Below are 13,064 nucleotides of genomic sequence, written 5' to 3'. Positions count from 1 at the left end.
CATGGTCGGCGTACCGGCCTGACGGAAATCGCCGCCCGGCGTACTACTCAGGGCTGGCCGTACGGCCCAAGAACCCGACTCCAGGGGGATCCGACTGTCAGAGCGTTGTTCTACGCTCCCCGGCATGTCGTGGACGCGTGGACTGCTCGCAGCGCTCGCGGTCTGCGCCCTGCTCGGCGGATCGGCGGGCTGCGCCACCAGCGACGCGCACGAGCGGAAGGACGGACCGTCGGCCTCGCCCGTGGGCAAGCTGCTGGACGAGGCCGACGAGGAGGGGCGGCTCTACCGTGAGGTGGACAAGAAGGGTGCGCCGGAAGTCGCGATCGAGATCCAGCCGGACTCCGACGACAGCTGGGACGTGACGCTGACCGTCCACCACTTCCGCTTCTCGCCCGTCGGCACGCGCTCCGTTCCCGTGGCCGGCCGGGGCATCGCCCACCTCTACGTGGACGGCCGGACCATCGCCCGGCTCCGCACCGCCGAGTACCACCTCGACGGCGACCTCGTCCCGCGCGGCACCCACCATGTCACCGCGCGCCTGTACGCGGACGACGGCACCGTGTGGGCCGTCCACGGCAAGCCCGTCGAAAGCACCGCGGACATCACGGCGTCGGAGGCCGGGTCGGCGGCGCCACCGACCGCGACCACGACCATGAGTGGGAGCGGCACCGGGGCCCGTACTGATACGGGAGGTTCACCGGACCCCGGCGGAAAGGCATCATGAAGCCCGTGCCCCATGCGACCTCGCTGCGCAGAGCGCCCGTACAACGGCGCAGTGCCGAACGACTGACCAGAATCCTCGACGCCTGCGCCGACCTCCTCGACGAGGTCGGCTACGACGCCCTGAGCACCCGCGCCGTGGCCCAGCGGGCCGGCGTGCCCATCGGCTCCGTCTACCGCTTCTTCGGCAACAAGCGCGCCATGGCCGACGCGCTCGCCCAGCGCAACCTGGAGCGCTATGCCGAGCGCGTCACCGAGCGCCTCCTGGAGACAGGCGGCGGGGGCTGGCGCGCGGCCATGGACGCCGTGCTCGACGAATACCTCGCCATGAAGCGCACCGCGCCCGGCTTCTCCCTCGTCGACTTCGGCAACCAGATCCCCGTCGGCTCCGGAACCGCCCAGCCCAACACCCGAGTCGCCGACCGCCTCACCGAACTGCTCTCCGGCTACCTCGACCGCACCCCCGACGAGGACCTCCGCCGCACCTTCCTGATCGCCGTGGAGACCGCGGACACCCTGGTCCACCTGGCCTTCCGGGTCGCGCCGGAGGGGGACGAACGGATCATCGAGGAGGCGCGGGAGCTGTTGCGGGCGTACCTGGCCAGGGTCCTGGACTGAGGGTTCACGGGCGGTGAGCCGCTCGCGAATTTCCGACCTCACCCCTCGGAGGCCCTCCCCGCCATGCGTACCGGTCGGTATGCTCGCCCCAGCCCGTGTGCCACCGCCGTCACCGCCCTCCGGGAGGACCCGTGTCCCGCACCTCCGGCACCACCCCCGACTCCCGCACCGCCCCGCGCGTGTGCCCTCTGTGCGAGGCCACCTGCGGACTGACGCTCACCATCGAGGGCACCCGCGTGACCGGCGCCCGGGGCGACCGCGCCGATGTGTTCAGCAAAGGGTTCATCTGCCCGAAGGGCGCCTCCTTCGGGGCGGTCGACGGGGATCCGGACCGGCTGCGCGCTCCCCTCGTCCGCAAGGACGGCGAACTGCGGGAGGCGACCTGGGACGAGGCGTTCGACGCGGTGGCCGCGGGCCTGCGGCCCGTCGTCGAGCAGTACGGGCCGCACGCCGTCGGCATCGTCCTCGGCAACCCGAACGTGCACACCATGGCCGGCGCCCTCTACCCGCCCGTCCTGCTCACCGCGCTGCGCACCCACAGCCTCTTCACCGCCTCCACCGTCGACCAGATGCCCAAGCACGTCTCCAGCGGACTGCTGTACGGCGACGCCAACGCGATCCCCGTACCGGACCTCGACCACACCGACCACCTCCTGCTCATCGGGGCCAACCCCCTGGAATCCAACGGGAGTCTGTGCACCGCCCCCGACTTCCCCGGCAAGCTCAAGGCGCTGCGCGCACGTGGCGGCACGCTGACGGTCATCGACCCGCGCCGGACGCGCACGGCGAAGCTCGCCGACCGGCATGTGGCCATCCGGCCCGGCACCGACGCACTGCTGCTCGCGGCGATGGCGTACGTCCTCTTCGAGGAGAAGCTCGTCGACCTCGGCGCCCTCGCGCCGCACGTCCAGGACCTCGACGAACTCGCCGACGCCGTCCGCGACTTCACCCCCGAAGCCGCGAGCGAGGCCTGCGACGTCGACGCGGACATCATCCGGGCACTGGCCCGCGAGCTCGCCGCCGCGCCCACCGCCGCCGTCTACGGCCGCATCGGCAGCTGCACCGTCCCGCACGGCACCCTCGCCAGCTGGCTCGTCGACGTCCTCAACATCCTCACCGGCAATCTCGACCGGCCCGGCGGCGCCCTCTTCCCGCAGGCCGCGACCGACAAGACACCCCGGCCCGCCGGCCCCGGCCGCGGCTTCGCGCTCGGCCGCTGGCACAGCAGGGTGAGCCGCTATCCCGAGGCCAAGGGCGAACTGCCGCTCTCCGCCCTCGCCGAGGAGATCGACACCGCGACCGAGGAGGGCAGCCCGGTCCGCGCCGTCATAGCCGTCGCCGCCAACCCCGTCCTGTCCGCACCGGACGGCGACCGCCTCGACAAGGCCCTGGACTCGCTGGACTTCATGGTCAGCGTCGACCCGTACCTGAACGAGACCTCGCGCCACGCGCACGTCGTCCTTCCGCCGCCCCCGCCCTCGCAGAGCGCGCACCACGACTTCGCCTTCAACACCCTCGCCGTACGCAACCAGGTCCGCTACAACCGCCCGGCCGTCCCCCTGGAGCCGGGTCGCATGGCGGAGACCGAGATCCTCGCCCGGCTCGTCCTCGCCGCGACCGGCATGCACGGCGCCGACCCGTCCGCCGTCGACACCATGGTCATCGACACCACCCTCGGCAAGTCCGTCACCGAGGCACACTCCCCGGTGCACGGCCGCGACCCTAAGGAACTCGCCGCCCAACTCACCGGTGAGAACGGCCCCGAGCGGCGGCTCGACATGATGCTGCGCCTCGGCCCGTACGGCGACGGCTTCGGCGCCCGGCCGGACGGGCTGAGCCTGGCGAAGCTGCTCGCCCATCCGCACGGCATCGACCTCGGACCGCTGCGGCCGCGCCTGCCCCAGCCGCTGAAGACACCCAGCGGGAAGATCGAGCTGCTGCCCGGACCGATCGCCGACGATCTGCCGCGCCTACGGGCCGCCCTGCGCGAGCGTCCGGCGGCCCTGGTGCTGGTGGGCCGCCGCCATCTGCGCTCCAACAACAGCTGGATGCACAACGTGCCCGCCCTCACCGGTGGCTCCAACCGCTGCACCCTGCACATCCACCCCGAGGACGCCGAACGCCTCGGGCTCACCGACGGGGCCGCCGTACGCGTCAAGGGCGCCGGGGGAGAGGTGACGGCCCCCGCCGAGTTCACCGACGCGGTACGACGCGGTGTGGTGAGCCTGCCGCACGGCTGGGGACACGACCGCCCCGGCACCCGGATGAGCCACGCCGCCCTGGACCCGGGCGTCAACGTCAACCAGCTCCTCGATGGCTCGCTCCTCGACCCGCTGTCGGGCACGGCGGTGCTCAATGGCGTGCCCGTGGAGCTCGCGCTCACCGAGACAAGCCTGTGACCTGGAGTTTTGCGCTTATTGCTCGCGTGTCAACATCTTGTTAACGCTTGCGGGCCCGACCTAACGTCGCCCTACCGCCGGCCCTGGTGGGAGTTCAAGGGCGAACGTTAGGTATCCACACATGCTGACCATCCTCGGCTTCACCATGATCGCGACCTTCCTGGTCCTGATCATGCTGAAGAAGATGTCGCCGATCGCGGCGCTCGTGCTGATTCCGGCACTCTTCTGCGTCTTCGTCGGAAAGGGCGCCAAGCTCGGTGACTACGTCATCGACGGCGTCACCAGCCTCGCGCCCACGGCGGCGATGCTGATGTTCGCGATCGTCTACTTCGGTGTGATGATCGACGTCGGTCTCTTCGACCCGATCGTCCGGGGGATTCTCAAGTTCTGCAAGGCCGACCCGTTGCGGATCGTGGTCGGCACGGCGGTCCTCGCCGCGATCGTCTCCCTCGACGGCGACGGCTCGACCACCTTCATGATCACGGTCTCGGCGATGTACCCGCTGTACAAGCGCCTGAAGATGAGCCTGGTCGTGATGACCGGTGTCGCCGCGATGGCCAACGGCGTGATGAACACGCTGCCCTGGGGCGGCCCGACCGCCCGCGCCGCGACCGCGCTCAAGCTCGACGCGAGCGACATCTTCGTCCCGATGATCCCCGCACTCGCCGTCGGCCTCCTCGGCGTCTTCGCCCTCGCGTACGTCCTCGGTCGCCGCGAGCGCAAGCGGCTGGGCGTGCTGACGCTGGACGAGGTGCTGGAGCCGCAGGAGGCGGAGACGGTTCTGGTCGGCTCGCGCGGCTCGGGGTCCGGCTCCGCCGGCAAGAAGGCTGTGGCGACCGGGGGTTCGGGCTCCGGTACGGACGCGGACGCCCCGGAGGCGGACTCCTCCGAGGACGACGGCTTCCAGGGACTCGACCCCAACCGTGCCACCCTGCGCCCCAAGCTCTACTGGTTCAACGCGCTGCTCACGGTCACGCTGCTCACCGCCATGATCATGGAGTGGCTGCCGATCCCGGTCCTCTTCCTGCTCGGCGCGGCACTGGCTTTGACCGTCAACTTCCCGAACATGGCAGAGCAGAAGGCCCGCCTCGGCGCCCACGCCGAGAACGTCCTCAACGTCTCCGGCATGGTCTTCGCCGCCGCCGTCTTCACCGGCGTCCTGCAGGGCACCGGCATGGTCGACCACATGGCCAAGTGGCTGGTCTCCAACATCCCGGACGGCATGGGCCCGCACATGGCCTTCGTCACCGGTGTCCTGAGCATCCCGCTCACGTACTTCATGTCGAACGACGGCTTCTACTTCGGCATCCTTCCCGTCCTCGCCGAGGCGGGTCAGGCGCACGGCGTCTCGTCCCTGGAGATCGCCCGGGCCTCGCTCATCGGCCAGCCGCTGCACATGTCGAGCCCGCTGGTGCCGGCTGTATACGTCCTGGTCGGCATGGCGAAGGTGGAGTTCGGCGACCACACGAGGTTCGTGGTGAAGTGGGCGGCGCTCACGTCGCTGGTGGTGTTGGGGGCCGGAATTCTGTTCGGCATCATCTGACCGACAACTATCGGCTGACAACTATCGGCTGACAGCTGACAGAAGTCAGATAACAGAAGTCAGATAACAGATGTCGATATCTGTTATCTGTCAGCCGATATCCGTCATCTGATATCTGTCGTACGTCACTTGTCGTCCATCATCTGTCGTCCTCATCGGATGGAGGATCCCTGTGGGGCCCGGTCGGAACCGCGGCTGGCTGCTGCGCCTCGTCATCGCCTTCGGCTTCGCGCAAGGGGCGGTGTCGATGGCCCGGCCCGCCGTCTCCTACCGGGCCCTCGCGCTGGGCGCGGACGAGCGGGCGGTCGGTGTGATCGCGGGCGTGTACGCGCTGCTGCCGCTGTTCGCCGCAGTACCGCTGGGTCGTCGCACGGATCACGGGCGCTGCGCACCTCTGCTGCCCGTCGGCGTCGTCCTCATATCCGGTGGCTGCGCGATGAGCGGCCTGGCCGACGGCCTGTGGGGGATGGCTGTCTGGAGTGGGGTGATGGGCCTCGGCCACCTCTGCTTCGTGATCGGCGCCCAGTCGCTCGTCGCTCGCCAGTCCGCGCCGCACGAACAGGACCGCAACTTCGGTCACTTCACCATCGGCGCCTCGCTCGGCCAGCTGGTCGGCCCGATCGCGGCGGGTGCCCTGATCGGTGGTCCCGACATGGCGGGCAGCAGCGCGCTCGCGCTGCTCGTCGCGGGTGCGGTCGCGGCGGTCGCGTTCACCTCGCTATGGCGCATCGAGCACCCTGTGGTCGACACGTCCCGTACCGCGCAAGGCGACCGGGTCCCCGTCCAGCGCATTCTGCGCACCCGGGGCGTGCCCGCGGGCATCTTCGTCAGCCTCGCCGTGCTGTCCGCGACCGACATCCTCACCGCCTACCTCCCGGTGGTCGGCGAGCACCGGGGCATCGCGCCGTCCGTGATCGGCCTGTTGCTGAGTCTGCGCGCGGCGGCGACCATCGCCTGCCGTCTGGTGCTGACGCCGCTGCTGCGGATGCTCGGCCGCGCCCTTCTGCTCACCGTCACCTGCCTGCTGGCGGCCGTGCTCTGCGCCGGCATCGCACTGCCCGTACCGGTGTGGACGCTGGCGCTGATGCTCACCGTTCTCGGTTTCTGCCTAGGTGTCGGCCAGCCGCTGTCCATGACGACGGTCGTCCAGGCGGCCCCGGACGAAGCCCGTTCGACGGCCCTCGCCCTGCGCCTCACCGGCAACCGGCTCGGACAGGTCGCCGCGCCCGCCGCCGCGGGTCTCGTTGCCGGAGTCGCCGGTGTGGCCGCGCCGTTCGTGATGCTCGGCGCGTTGTTGCTGGTGTCGTCGGGGATCGCGCTGCGCTCGCCGGCGAAGCCTGCCCGGGTCCGCGGCGAGGGGCGGCGGGCCGAGGTCCCGTTGCGCCGCAAGAGCGATATCTGACGGGATGTCGGGCGCTGTTGCCGAACTTGCCGGGGCGGATGTGAGAAGCAGTCAGATGACAGCGGGATTCGTATGACAATCATCTGACTCGGAGGACTGCGCATGCCCACCTCGTCTCTTTCGCGCCGCGCGGGCGCACGCACGGGCGCCGCCGCCACCCTGGCGGCCCTCACTGTCGCGAGCGCCGCCCTGCTGGGGGCACCGGCCGCCGTCGCAGCTCCCGGTGACAACGGAGACGTAAAGATCCACAAGGCGGACAACCCCCGCACACTTGAGGACTCTCAGAACAACGACCCGAAGGTGTGCAAGTTCTACCTCGACGCCTTCAACTTCGACGGCTTGCAGAGCGTCAGCTGGTCCATCGAGACACAACCCCTTGTGGCGGACGGTGTCACGCTCAAGGGCAGCATCACCATCCCCCCTTCCGGCCACGGCTGGACCGATGATCTCTCGCTGCCGAACGGCCAGTACAAGCTCACCTGGACCTTCGCAGGCGAGAGCGGCGCGGGCAAGCACAAGGTCTTCAAGGTCGACTGCACCAACGTAACCCCGACCCCGACGCCGACGCCGACCCCGACGCCGACGCCGACGAAGACTGGGCACGGCGGCGGCCACGGCGGCCCGAACGGCGGACCCCCCGCCGGCGGCGGCGGTGTCGCCCCCCGGGACTACGCGCCGGTCGCCGGCGCGGTGGCCGTGGGCCTCGTCGTGACGGGGGGAGTCGTGTACCTCCGGCTGCGCCGCCGCCCCGATGGCGCCGCGTAGACGCTTCCGCAGGCCCTGGTACCGGACGCGCGCCTATCGCCTGACGCGGACCGTCGTGGTCGTCGTCGGTCTGGTGGTGGGCGGCGTCCGGTGGGCGGGGGACGACGAGCCCGCGGAGCCCGTCGCGGCCGGCGCCCAGTACGCCGACTCCGCCGGGACGGGCGGACCCGCCGCCGGGACGAACTCCCGTCGGCCCGGCGGCGACGCACGCGGCGCGAAGCCCCGCCGTCTCTCGCCCGCCCGGCCGGTGCGGCCCGCACCCCCGCCCAAGCCGCTCCCGCGCTCCCCGGCGACCTCGCTCCGCATCCCGTACTTCGGTCTGGAGGCCCCGGTCGCCGGTCTCCGGCTCGATCGTGAGCGGCGGCTGACCGCGCCGCCCGTGGATGATCCGAAACTGGTCGGCTGGTACGAGGGCGGGCCGACGCCGGGCGAGTCGGGCACGGCCGTCGCCGTCGGTCACCGCGACACCAGGACGGGGCCCGCGATCTTCGTCGCGCTCGACCAACTCCGACCCGGCAGGCTCGTCGAAGCCCGCCGCGCCGACGGGCGGACCGCCGTCTACACGGTGGACGCCGTGAAGACGTACGAGAAGGCCCACTTCCCCGACAAGCAGGTGTACGGCGACAGGGGGCGTCCCGAACTGCGTCTGATCACGTGCGGTGGTGTGTACGACCGCAAGAAGGGCTACGCCGGCAACGTCGTCGTGTTCGCCCACCTCACCGGGACCCGGGGGCGGGCCCGCACCACGTGAGGCACCCACCGCGTCGAGCCCGGCGGCGCAAAAAACCGGACGTCGGTCCCCCGGTATCCGATCGTCCGCTTCACCTGGTGCGCGATGCTCCGCTCCACCGGTACGCGATCGTCCGTTTCCGCCCGTGTCGAACCGGACCGTCCGATCCCGCCGCGCGTCTTCCCCCGGGCGTGCGCGGTCCGTTAACTTCCGTGACTCATACGTCCCGTACGACCCGCACGGGACGTCCGACCGCGGAGCACCAGAGTCCCGTGAGCCCCCGGGGGCACCTGTCATGACACGCGCCATCTCTCTGCACAACGTCAGCAAGGCGTACACCCGCGGTGTCCGCGTGGTGGAGCGGCTGTCGCTCGACATCCGGCCGGGCGAGTTCCTCGTGCTGCTCGGGCCGTCCGGCTGCGGCAAGTCGACCGTGCTGAGAATGATCGCCGGGCTCGAAGAGGTCACCGAGGGCGAGGTGCGCCTCGACGGCGAGTACGCCAACGATCTGCCGCCGTCCGGACGGGACATGGCGATGGTGTTCCAGAACTTCGCCCTCTACCCGAGCATGACCAGCCGCGACAACATCGGCTTCCCGCTGCGCATCGAGACACCCGGCGAGGATCCGCGTCCGCGCGTGGACGCCACCGCCCGGATGCTCGGCATTCAGGACCTCCTCGACCGCTTCCCCAATCAGCTCTCCGGCGGCGAACGCCAGCGTGTCGCCATGGGCCGGGCCATCGCGCGCCATCCCTCCGCCTTCCTGATGGACGAGCCGCTGTCCAACCTCGACGCCAAGCTCCGCAATCACCTTCGGGCCGAAATCTCCAAGCTCACCCGGGAGTTGGGCGCGACGACGGTGTATGTCACCCACGACCAGGCCGAGGCGATGTCGCTCGGTGACCGTGTCGCGGTCCTGCGCGGAGGTGTCCTGCAGCAGCTGGGCACGCCCCGCACGGTCTACGGGCTGCCCGCGAACGTCTTCGTCGCCGCCTTCATCGGCACCCCGCGGATCAACCTGCTGCGCGGCCTCGTCCGGGCGCCGCTCGACGGAGCCATGTCGATCAGCCTCGGCAAGCAGTACCTGCGGCTGCCCGAACCGCTTTCCCTGGACCACCAGTTGCTGCGGGTGCAGCAGGGCCGCGAGGTCATCGTCGGGCTGCGCTCCGAGGCGGTCCGGCTCGCCAAGCCGTCCGCCGCGCGGCCCGGCGAGGTGGCGATCAGCGGGCTCGTCGAGCACGTGGAGTTCCAGGGGCACGAGGTTCTCGTCCACTTCAACACCGGCTCGCGGCCCGCCGTCGTACCGGAGTTGGAGGCGCCGCGCCCGACCCGTCCGGCCCGGCGGCGGCGCCGTGACGGCACTGTCCTGGACCGGCTGCGGGAGCGCGCCGGGGCGCTGCGGGCCGGACCGGTCGTGGTCATGGAGCATCCGGCGGATGCGGGATCCGACTACCCCGAACCGGCGCCGCCGGAGGGCCGCCTGCCCGGTGACCTCGTCGTCCGCACCACCCCCGACATCGAACTCCGCCACGGCATGCAGGTTCCCCTCCTCGTCGACATCGCCCATCTGTTCGTCTTCGACCAGCATGGTGAACGCATCTGCCCGGCTCCGGCGCGGCTGCCGGATCTGGAGGAGTGAGTTCCGCTAGGCAGGCGCGCATGACTCCGCACAGCGGCACCCGCGCCCGTTTGGGCGCCATGACCGCCACCGCCCTGCTCGCCGTCGGCGCCCCGGCCGCGTACGCCCTCCTCGACGACCCCGACCCTCAAGTCCCGGTCCGCGGTGAGGCGTACATCGAGAGCCGGCTCTTCTTCGGCACCGAACGGCCCGACGGCGGCGCGGCCGTCACCGACCGGCAGTTCATGGCCTTCGTCGACAAGGAGGTGACGCCGGACTTCCCGAACGGGCTCACCGTGCAGAACGGGCGCGGGCAGTGGCGGGACGCGCACGGCACGATCGAGCGCGAGCGGTCCTACGCGCTGATCCTGCTGTATCCGGTGACCCAGGCACGCGCGAGCGACAAGAAGATCGAGGAGATCCGCATCGCCTACGAGAAGGCCTTCGCCCAGGAATCCGTGGCCAGGGTGGACGATCGGACCAGGGTCGACTTCTGAGCCGCACGGGCCGAGGATGCCCCTGGGAACCAGGTCCGGCCCGGTTCCGCCGGGTCCCTCTGGCGCCCGAAAACTATCATCGCTAGTTTAGGGTGCGGACGACGCGGCCCCGCCCGGGAGGAACACGATGAAGGCACAGGACGGCATGTACATCGACGGCGCCTGGCGCCCCGCCGCCGGCGCGGACACGATCGAGGTCGTGAACCCCGTCGACGAGCAGGTGATCGGCCGGGTCCCGGCGGGCACCCCCGAGGACGTCGACACCGCCGTACGGGCCGCACGCGCCGCCTTCCCCGGGTGGGCCGCGACCCCGCCCGCCGAACGGGCCGCGAAGCTCACCGCCCTGCGTGACGTGCTCGTCGCCCGCAAGGACGAGATCGCCGAGACCGTCACCGCCGAGCTCGGTTCGCCGCTGCCGTTCTCGCAGACGGTGCACGCGGGCGTGCCGATCGCGGTGGCGGGCTCGTACGCCGAACTGGCGGCGACGTACCCCTTCGAGGAGAAGGTCGGGAACTCGACCGTCTACCAGGAGCCTGTAGGTGTCGTCGGCGCCATCACACCCTGGAACTACCCGCTGCACCAGATCGTCGCCAAGGTTGCCCCGGCGCTCGCCGCGGGCTGCACGGTCGTCCTGAAGCCCGCCGAGGACACCCCGCTCACCGCCCAGCTCTTCGCGGAGGCCGTGGCCGAGGCGGGTGTCCCGGCCGGTGTCTTCAACCTCGTCACCGGCCTCGGTCCGGTCGCCGGTCAGGCCCTCGCCGAACACCCGGACGTGGATCTGGTCTCCTTCACCGGCTCCACGGCGGTCGGCAAGCGGATCGGCGCGACGGCCGGCGCCGCGGTCAAGCGGGTCGCCCTCGAACTCGGCGGCAAGTCCGCCAACGTCATCCTGCCGAGCGCCGACCTGGCCAAGGCCGTCAACGTCGGCGTCGCCAACGTGATGTCCAACTCCGGCCAGACATGCAGCGCCTGGACCCGCATGCTGGTGCACACCGCGCGGTACGACGAGGCGGTCGAGCTGGCCGCGGCGGCTGCGGCGAAGTACGGCGATCGCATCGGCCCGGTCGTCAGCGCCAAGCAGCAGGCACGGGTGCGGAGTTATATCGAGAAGGGCGTCGCGGAGGGCGCCCGGCTCGTCGCGGGTGGCCCCGAATCTCCCCGCGATCAGGGGTACTTCGTCAGCCCGACCGTCTTCGCCGACGTCACACCCGACGTGACGATCGCTCAGGAGGAGATCTTCGGACCGGTGTTGTCGATCATCCGGTACGAGGACGAGGAGGACGCCGTCCGGATCGCCAACGGCACGGTGTACGGGCTCGCGGGCGCGGTGTGGGGGGACGACGAGGCCGAGGCGGTCGCCTTCGCGCGGCGGCTCGACACCGGGCAGGTCGACATCAACGGCGGACGGTTCAACCCCCTTGCCCCGTTCGGGGGTTACAAGCAGTCGGGGGTCGGGCGCGAGCTGGGTTCGCACGGGCTGTCCGAGTACCTCCAGACCAAGTCCCTTCAGTTCTAGGCCCAGGAGCATTCACGTGGTTCGCGCTGCCGTACTTCCCGCCGTGGGCGCTCCGTTGGAGATCGCCGAGATCGACCTGCCGGACCCCGGCCCCGGCCAGGTCCGCGTGCGGCTCGCCGCCGCCGGGGTCTGCCACTCCGACCTCTCCCTGTCCGACGGCACCATGAGGGTGCCCGTCCCCGCCGTCCTCGGCCACGAGGGCGCCGGCACCGTCGTGGCCGTCGGCGAGGGTGTCACGCACGTCGTTCCCGGCGACGGTGTCGTCCTCAACTGGGCGCCGTCCTGCGGAAGTTGTCACGCCTGCTCGCTCGGCGAGGTCTGGCTGTGCGCCAACGCGCTGACCGGCGCCGGGGAGGTGTACGCGCATCGCGCCTCCGATGGGAGTGACCTCCACCCCGGCCTGAACGTCGCCGCGTTCGCGGAGGAGACCGTCGTGGCCGCCGGATGCGTCCTGCCCGTACCGGACGGCGTACCCCTCGCCGACGCCGCCCTCCTCGGCTGTGCCGTCCTCACCGGATACGGCGCCGTCCACCACTCCGCCAAGGTCCGGCAGGGCGAGACCGTCGCGGTGTTCGGGGTCGGCGGGGTGGGGCTCGCGGCTCTCCGGGCCGCCCGGATCGCGGGCGCTTCGAAGATCGTCGCGGTCGACGTCTCGCCCGAGAAGGAGTCCCTGGCGCGCGAGGCGGGCGCGACGGACTATGTCGTCGCCTCCGACAACACCGCACGCGAGATCCGCGCCCTCACCGGCAAGCAGGGCGTCGACGTGGCCGTCGAGTGCGTGGGCCGCGCCGTGACCATCCGCACCGCCTGGGACTCCACCCGGCGCGGCGGCCGCACCACGGTCGTCGGCATCGGCGGCAAGGACCAGCAGGTCACCTTCAACGCGCTGGAGATCTTCCACTGGGGCAGGACGCTCTCGGGCTGCGTGTACGGCAACTCCGACCCGGCGCGGGATCTGCCGGTGCTGGCGGAGCACGTCCGCGCCGGCCGCCTCGACCTCGGCAGCCTGGTCACCGACCGGATCGCCCTCGAGGGCATTCCGGCGGCCTTCGACAACATGATCGCGGGCAAGGGCGGGCGCGCCCTGGTCGTCTTCTAGTCGGTTCTGTCCGGTACCCCGGCCGCCGAGGCGCCCGGGGTCTTCGGCGTGCCCACGGTCACCCATGGTTGCCATGTGCAGGTAAAAACTGCTGCTGTACGACCCGTTGACCCCCGTACCGTCCGGTCAGTATGTTCCCCGGAACCGCGGCCACCCC

11 protein-coding genes are annotated in these 13,064 nt (G+C 71.0%); all 11 read left to right on the top strand.

Annotation, left to right across the window (positions count from 1 at the left end; genetic code table 11):
* Positions 1 to 124 precede the first annotated feature (124 nt).
* On the top strand, positions 125 to 724 hold the full coding sequence (locus AB5J53_RS11215) for a hypothetical protein (protein WP_369245480.1): 600 nt from the start codon (positions 125 to 127) through the stop codon (positions 722 to 724).
* A complete protein-coding gene (locus AB5J53_RS11210; protein WP_369245479.1) occupies positions 721 to 1,338 on the top strand; it encodes a TetR family transcriptional regulator in 618 nt (205 codons plus the stop codon). Before AB5J53_RS11215 ends, AB5J53_RS11210 begins: the two co-directional genes overlap by 4 nt.
* 131 nt (positions 1,339 to 1,469) lie before the next feature.
* A complete protein-coding gene (locus AB5J53_RS11205; protein ID WP_369245478.1) occupies positions 1,470 to 3,737 on the top strand; it encodes a molybdopterin oxidoreductase family protein in 2,268 nt (755 codons plus the stop codon).
* A gap of 121 nt (positions 3,738 to 3,858) precedes the next feature.
* The gene (locus AB5J53_RS11200; protein WP_369245477.1) at positions 3,859 to 5,280 is read left to right on the top strand and encodes a CitMHS family transporter; all 1,422 of its coding nucleotides are present in this window, start codon (positions 3,859 to 3,861) and stop codon (positions 5,278 to 5,280) included.
* A gap of 172 nt (positions 5,281 to 5,452) precedes the next feature.
* Positions 5,453 to 6,682, top strand: coding sequence for an MFS transporter (locus AB5J53_RS11195; RefSeq protein WP_369245476.1), 1,230 nt, complete (start codon positions 5,453 to 5,455; stop codon positions 6,680 to 6,682).
* A gap of 102 nt (positions 6,683 to 6,784) precedes the next feature.
* On the top strand, positions 6,785 to 7,447 hold the full coding sequence (locus AB5J53_RS11190; protein ID WP_369245475.1) for a hypothetical protein: 663 nt from the start codon (positions 6,785 to 6,787) through the stop codon (positions 7,445 to 7,447).
* Entirely contained in the window at positions 7,434 to 8,198 is a 765-nt protein-coding gene (locus AB5J53_RS11185) for a class F sortase (protein WP_369245474.1), read from the top strand. Before AB5J53_RS11190 ends, AB5J53_RS11185 begins: the two co-directional genes overlap by 14 nt.
* A 274-nt stretch (positions 8,199 to 8,472) precedes the next feature.
* The gene (locus AB5J53_RS11180; RefSeq protein WP_369245473.1) at positions 8,473 to 9,816 is read left to right on the top strand and encodes an ABC transporter ATP-binding protein; all 1,344 of its coding nucleotides are present in this window, start codon (positions 8,473 to 8,475) and stop codon (positions 9,814 to 9,816) included.
* Between the two features lie 20 nt (positions 9,817 to 9,836).
* Positions 9,837 to 10,292 (top strand): DUF3574 domain-containing protein, encoded by a 456-nt coding sequence (locus AB5J53_RS11175; protein ID WP_369245472.1) that lies wholly within the window; start codon positions 9,837 to 9,839, stop codon positions 10,290 to 10,292.
* A gap of 127 nt (positions 10,293 to 10,419) precedes the next feature.
* Positions 10,420 to 11,808, top strand: coding sequence for an aldehyde dehydrogenase family protein (locus tag AB5J53_RS11170; protein WP_369245471.1), 1,389 nt, complete (start codon positions 10,420 to 10,422; stop codon positions 11,806 to 11,808).
* 16 nt (positions 11,809 to 11,824) lie between these two features.
* Positions 11,825 to 12,907 carry a zinc-binding dehydrogenase gene (locus tag AB5J53_RS11165; protein ID WP_369245470.1) on the top strand — a complete coding sequence of 361 codons (1,083 nt, stop codon included), beginning with the start codon at positions 11,825 to 11,827 and terminating at the stop codon, positions 12,905 to 12,907.
* Positions 12,908 to 13,064: the final 157 nt, after the last annotated feature.

This window comes from Streptomyces sp. R41 (assembly GCF_041053055.1).
Classification (GTDB): domain Bacteria; phylum Actinomycetota; class Actinomycetes; order Streptomycetales; family Streptomycetaceae; genus Streptomyces.
This window is presented reverse-complemented; position numbering and strand designations above follow the sequence as displayed.

Excerpts from the sequence above, each read along its gene's own strand:
- AB5J53_RS11190 (WP_369245475.1), top strand. The coding sequence starts at position 6,785 with ATGCCCACCTCGTCTCTTTCGCGCCGCGCGGGCGCACGCACGGGCGCC.
- AB5J53_RS11175 (WP_369245472.1), top strand. The coding sequence starts at position 9,837 with ATGACTCCGCACAGCGGCACCCGCGCCCGTTTGGGCGCCATGACCGCC.
- AB5J53_RS11170 (WP_369245471.1), top strand. The coding sequence starts at position 10,420 with ATGAAGGCACAGGACGGCATGTACATCGACGGCGCCTGGCGCCCCGCC.
- AB5J53_RS11180 (WP_369245473.1), top strand. The coding sequence starts at position 8,473 with ATGACACGCGCCATCTCTCTGCACAACGTCAGCAAGGCGTACACCCGC.
- AB5J53_RS11185 (WP_369245474.1), top strand. The coding sequence starts at position 7,434 with ATGGCGCCGCGTAGACGCTTCCGCAGGCCCTGGTACCGGACGCGCGCC.
- AB5J53_RS11200 (WP_369245477.1), top strand. The coding sequence starts at position 3,859 with ATGCTGACCATCCTCGGCTTCACCATGATCGCGACCTTCCTGGTCCTG.
- AB5J53_RS11215 (WP_369245480.1), top strand. The coding sequence starts at position 125 with ATGTCGTGGACGCGTGGACTGCTCGCAGCGCTCGCGGTCTGCGCCCTG.
- AB5J53_RS11210 (WP_369245479.1), top strand. The coding sequence starts at position 721 with ATGAAGCCCGTGCCCCATGCGACCTCGCTGCGCAGAGCGCCCGTACAA.